Genomic DNA, 4,405 nt, shown 5'->3' on the forward strand with positions numbered 1-4,405 from the left:
AACTGTCGGTGAGCTATCGGTCAGGAAACAGTTCAAAAAAAGTCGGTCGATTAATACTAACTCTCATTTGGTCCACGCATTTGATGGATTGCGGCTCGAATTTTCTGCCAATGATCTGCTTGCTCTAGGTCACCTTTCTCTTTGAATTTCCGCGCATTCTGAGCGGCTTCCACTTCAGCTTTATCGCCATGTGCATCAAGCAACTTTCGTGCATGTTCAATAATTTCTGTAGTTTGCATGGTCAATTTCCTTAGCTACATAACTTACCAGAATCCTAACTTTGAAATGTGATTTATGCTTTGCGTTAGATCAATTTTAAAAAGAGAGTTACTTTTCAGTTTTGATCTAGGTCATAGAAATCCAGGCTCCAATGCAACACGATGAAAGGGGATTACTTGGGGATCTTTGAACGATTCCGACAGAGTGAATTTATGAATCAGAATTTCAAAATTGTTCATTCCAAATTGATTGGCAATCGAACTCAAATGATTTGTTCAGAGCAATTTTGAGTAAATGAATTAAGGATCAAATGTATGTACAAAACTGTCCTGGCTCCCATCGACTTAGGTCAAAAAGATCAGGCTGTGGTTGTCGCCAAAACAGCGGCAAAGTTCGTAGACACTGGAGGAGGAAAGCTGATCCTTCTTAATGTCTTACCAAATATCCCCGCTTATATCGCTGCGGAAATACCTGAAAAGATCTTCTCGTCAGGTAAACAACAAGCATCGAAGGATTTGGGAAAAATCAAAGTTGGTTTGGAAGCATCCCAGAAATTAGAAACGGTTATTTTGGAAGGTAGTGTCTATAGCGAGATTGTGAATTTCGCAGAAGAATCAAATGTCGATTTGATTGTAATGGCATCCCATCGACCCGAACTCAGTGACTATTTGCTTGGCACGACAGCTGCGCGAGTTGTGAGACATGCAAACTGCTCTGTTTTTATTATTCGTGATCGAAACTAAATACAATCTGTGGTTCGGAATTTTTCATCCGTAAAGCTCCTTTCCTATGTGCCAATTCTTGAAAGAGTCTCAGGTACAGGTGGACGAATGCTGAGAGCCTGATGATGCCGGATATGATGGGCCAAAGCAAAGGATTCAATATGCGCGAAATCTTTAAAGACAAATCCGATAATATCTTGAAAGTTTCACTCGATAGCCCAAGTGATGAACTCCGATTTATAAATAATATTCTCTGATAATCATTTGATTGATTGAATTTTCATTTAATTATTGCTTCATCCAAATTTTTCTTATCAATTCGACAGTTTCAACAAATTTTCTCTGGCGTTTTTGACTTATTGACTCAATCAAATACTAATTCATTCGGAGATCCCTGAAAATTTGATCTAGTTTGCCAAATCATTAAACGAAGAAACCGCCAACTCATTGTTATCAAGCATGTTTTAGCGATGATTATTTCCACTATTCACAAAATTGGTTTTACTTAATTTCGAAAAAAAGGAATAATCTCCTGGGAGCGGAATTTTTGGAAATTCTCTGAGAGTTGGTCTATGAGCAAGTATGAAAAGACTTTAGCGGAGTCGGAGACAAATGACAGTCGGGTTCATTGTGACCATTGTAAAATTCGCCACAGTTCAATTTGTAAGGTTCTTAGCGATGAAGAATTGAATCATTTGAATCAGATTGTACAGACAAAGAAATTTAAAGCAGGTGATATCATTCTTTCTGAGGAGCAACCGATTGATTTTTTCGCAAATATTGCTTCCGGTGTTGTCAAGATGACAAAAATCTTACCCGATGGACGACAGCAAATTGTTGGTTTGCTTTTTCCGCCTGATTTTCTGGGGCAAGCATATAAAAATTACAGTTCCGTATTCATTGAAGCAGCAACAGATGTGGAACTCTGCTGTTTTCCTCACGTAAAATTCGAAGAGATGTTGGAAAAATTTCCACATCTGAAGCATAAGTTGTTTGAAGCAACATTAAATGAACTTGATGCAGCACGAGAATGGATGGTTCTTTTGGGAAGAAAAAACGCCGAAGAGAAAGTTGCGGACCTTCTCTTTATGATTGCAAAACGTTCGGCACTCATTGGGTGCGGTACTATTAAGGGTTTTGTCGAACTTCCAATGACACGATCAGACATGGCTGATTATCTAGGACTGACAGTCGAAACTGTGAGTCGTCAATTTACGAGCTTGAAGTCAAAAAAAATTATCACTCTTATCGACAACAATCACATTGATATTCCTGATCTTGAAACTCTTTCAGAAACAGCCGGATATGGATATTAAACCTAATTCACAGCCAATCAAATTGCTAAGCTTCTATTCCTATGTTTTATCATCTGAAGTTTAAGAAAATCCAAGTCTCCGGGTATAAGCCGTTTGTGAGCTAAAGGTAGTAAAAAGTCGATTTCTCGGATCAGATGTCTCCGATAAGCTTCTACAAAGCCATGAAATAAGCATCCAATTACATTAGATTGTTTGGGAGATTGACCAGAACTAAGGTCAGACAAAGGTATCAGCAATTCGGATGCTCGATCAGTGTCAACTAAATGCTCCCGCTCGAGTTCATTTATGATGGATGGCATGCAGTCCTCTGCTATTGATCGTTTTTGCAGAAGCGGGAACAATCCAAGTTCCTCATCTTTGTGATGCAAAGAGAGCTCGATTGGCAGTATATCGAGGATCCGCCTGCACCAATCCTTGTCAATTTTTGCTGGTAATCCATCGGCCACGTCTTCGATTGCGTCACATAAATATAGATGAAATTTATGGTTCTTCCGGATCGCATCCAAAGGATTGATGGTTTCTGATTGTCTTTTATTTCTATTCATTCAATTCGGCGGTATCTAATAGTCTCAGTCCAAACATTTTTCATTTACGCATTCCAATTATCTTATGAACTTCGCACTTCAATCCTTGATCCAAATCAAATTGGATATAACGACGAAGGCAAATTGATAATTGATTCCAGGTCAGGTCCGCTTTCTGAAGTAGAGCGGGCTTTTAGATTTTCGGGCTCAATGTCAGCAAATGATCCAAATTGTAGATGTTGATTTATTTTCCGAGAGAAAACTACAATAAAAAATACGTAGAAAATATTTTTGGAGCTCTTTTCTAAATGTTTTACCCAAGCGTGTAATACTGGAAAACAGAATTTTACGAAAATAAATTTGATTTTCATTAGCAATTAATGGACGTGCTTATTTTCCCATTAAAGTCTCGTTCTTTCCCCATTTGTGGGAAAAATCGGTTCTTAAAAATGTATTTTTTACTCGCTTGGATCGGACTAAATAACATATCCAGACTATAGATACGATGTTCTGAGTTACTACAACCTGCATAGGTGCTAGGCCGCCTATCCAAATTAGCCAAGTCAAAGCAATTATTAAAACTTGTATTATGATAAAAAATTTTGGAAACCATTGGTGATGTTTCGCAAATAGTATCATCATGAATGCCCAAGCCGTGAGGACGATGACGTTCAACATGAATTCAAATGTGGTATAGGAAATTGAAGTGATAACTGAGTGTATCAGGATAAATAGTCCCAACACCATCGAAAGTCCAAGAAGACCAAGCCAACCAGCAATACCTTTCAACTCGCGTACTGTGGTGAATTTGATCTCTTGGCGCGGTTGGACTTTATCTTTGTTTGTCATTCTAAACACTTCCCAATGAATTTCAAACGTCATTGTCCGATTTAACTAAATACAATATTTCGATTTTGGGTTTCCAAGCTGGCAAGAATTATAATTCATACATTAGTGCTGTTTCTTTGATCTGTGTCATTTATCGTTTTGTGAAACTGACTAAATTAGTCTCTTGATACACGGGCGATAGGATTCAACCAGATCGCAATCATTACAGGGCATAATTATGCATAGAATATTGATGATTTTGACACTGGTTACTTTGTTGCCATTTTATATCCAAACCACGATAGCTGAGACGATTGATCCGCATAAACTTTATGAAACGAGGTGTGCCATTTGCCACGAATCACATGCTTTTGAGTTTGTAATAGGCAATTTGAAGAATGAAGGCGACATACTAGTTGGAAATCGTTTGGAACGAGATATCACTCTCATTCTGAAAAGTCATCGAGGCACAAATTTATCTATAATAGAATCCCAATCGCTAATCACACATTTCCTAGCTATTCTGAAAAGAGATGGGCTCTATAGGCAGAAATGTATTATTTGCCATGACAAAGCCGTTAATCTCGCACGACAAAAATTATTTTTGCACAATGGACAGCTCTATGACAGATACGGCGAACGCTTGGTCAAAACATTTCTTCAAAATCACGGCCGAATTAGCAAGAGTGAAGTCGTTGTCATAATAGAAATGTTAAAGCGTCAACTTTCCATAGCTCAACCTAAGCTAAAACCTGAACCGATAATTACTAAAACTAACTGACTATTAGATGGGAAA

At 38.0% G+C, this 4,405-nt stretch carries 5 protein-coding genes; 2 read left to right on the plus strand and 3 right to left on the minus strand.

Translation table 11 applies throughout. The features are described from left to right. Positions 1–56 precede the first annotated feature (56 nt). On the minus strand, positions 57–239 hold the full coding sequence (locus tag ACR2MV_RS07200; RefSeq protein WP_434021229.1) for a hypothetical protein: 183 nt from the start codon (positions 237–239) through the stop codon (positions 57–59). A gap of 294 nt (positions 240–533) precedes the next feature. Here ACR2MV_RS07200 and ACR2MV_RS07205 point away from each other — a divergent pair, with 294 nt between their 5' ends. Further along, positions 534–962: a universal stress protein gene (locus tag ACR2MV_RS07205; protein ID WP_434021230.1), complete on the plus strand. Its 429-nt coding sequence runs from the start codon at positions 534–536 to the stop codon at positions 960–962. Positions 963–1,513: 551 nt separating this feature from the next. Further along, positions 1,514–2,257 carry a Crp/Fnr family transcriptional regulator gene (locus ACR2MV_RS07210; protein ID WP_434021231.1) on the plus strand — a complete coding sequence of 248 codons (744 nt, stop codon included), beginning with the start codon at positions 1,514–1,516 and terminating at the stop codon, positions 2,255–2,257. Positions 2,258–2,274: 17 nt separating this feature from the next. Here ACR2MV_RS07210 and ACR2MV_RS07215 read toward each other — a convergent pair whose 3' ends face one another. Then, complete coding sequence (locus ACR2MV_RS07215; protein ID WP_434021232.1) at positions 2,275–2,802, minus strand: hemerythrin domain-containing protein; 528 nt, start codon at positions 2,800–2,802, stop codon at positions 2,275–2,277. Between the two features lie 369 nt (positions 2,803–3,171). Next, positions 3,172–3,663, minus strand: coding sequence for a DUF2569 family protein (locus ACR2MV_RS07220; RefSeq protein ID WP_434021233.1), 492 nt, complete (start codon positions 3,661–3,663; stop codon positions 3,172–3,174). Positions 3,664–4,405 lie beyond the last annotated feature (742 nt).

The sequence above is a fragment of the Lutimonas sp. genome (genome assembly GCF_051011215.1).
Lineage (GTDB): Bacteria > Bacteroidota > Bacteroidia > Flavobacteriales > Flavobacteriaceae > Lutimonas.

What these genes read in the sequence shown, in the direction of transcription:
- ACR2MV_RS07200 (WP_434021229.1), bottom strand. Translation starts at nt 239, where the DNA reads ATGCAAACTACAGAAATTATTGAACATGCACGAAAGTTGCTTGATGCA.
- ACR2MV_RS07205 (WP_434021230.1), top strand. Translation starts at nt 534, where the DNA reads ATGTACAAAACTGTCCTGGCTCCCATCGACTTAGGTCAAAAAGATCAG.
- ACR2MV_RS07210 (WP_434021231.1), top strand. Translation starts at nt 1,514, where the DNA reads ATGAGCAAGTATGAAAAGACTTTAGCGGAGTCGGAGACAAATGACAGT.
- ACR2MV_RS07215 (WP_434021232.1), bottom strand. Translation starts at nt 2,802, where the DNA reads ATGAATAGAAATAAAAGACAATCAGAAACCATCAATCCTTTGGATGCG.
- ACR2MV_RS07220 (WP_434021233.1), bottom strand. Translation starts at nt 3,663, where the DNA reads ATGACGTTTGAAATTCATTGGGAAGTGTTTAGAATGACAAACAAAGAT.